Origin of the sequence: Lactobacillus nasalidis, from assembly GCF_016587775.1 — a bacterium.
Lineage (GTDB): Bacteria > Bacillota > Bacilli > Lactobacillales > Lactobacillaceae > Lactobacillus > Lactobacillus nasalidis.
Map to the genome: position 1 here is coordinate 1 of NZ_BOCG01000003.1, position 750 is coordinate 750.

Below are 750 nucleotides of genomic sequence, written 5' to 3' on the forward strand. Positions count from 1 at the left end.
GGCTTAAGCTCTACCAAGAGCGGCTTGAGCACTGCCGGCAGCGGCTTGAGCACTGCAGGTTCTGCTGCCACCAGCATGGAGAGTGCCTCATCAAGCATTCAATCAGCAGCTGGCAGCTTGAGCAGCAGCAGCTCAACGACTTCAACCGCAGCCTTGAGCGCGGAAGTTCAAGAACTGCAGTCAGCTGTTTCCCAGCTGGCTTCCGGGTCAAGCACTTTGACCAGCCAGGCATCCAGCGGGATCAGCAGCTTGAAGTCTGGCTTGAGCAAGATCAGCCAGATGCAGTCAGCAGTTGACGCACTTGCCACGGGTGCCCACAAGCTTTACACCGGTTCAAACTCGCTTTACAGCGGTTTGAGCAAGGGGATGGCCGGGGCTCTGGCTCTTTCACAAGGGGCAAGCAAGCTGAACACTGGCGCGGCTTCGCTTTATAGCGGGATCAGCCAGGTTAACACCGGTGCTGCCAGCCTTTACAGCGGCACGGGTACCCTGGTCAGCGGCGCAAACAGAGTCAACTCTGGCGCAAGCAGCTTGAGCAGCGGTGCCAGCCAAGTCAACTCTGGCGCCAGCCAGGTCAACTCCGGTGCCGGCCAATTGGCTTCCGGTCTGGCCAGCGGCGTCAGCGGCGCGGCTCAGCTTGCCAACGGGGCAAGCAGCCTGACCAGCGGTGCCAGCTCGCTTCAATCCGGCGCCGGCCAGCTTAAGAACGGTCTGGCTCAAGGCGTCGACGGCTCCAGCCAGCTTGCCGAC

At 61.1% G+C, this 750-nt stretch carries 1 pseudogene; it reads left to right on the plus strand.

From position 1 onward, the window contains the following. Window positions 1-750 (plus strand): annotated as a pseudogene (locus lacNas_RS00035) (MMPL family transporter); the annotation flags it as partial.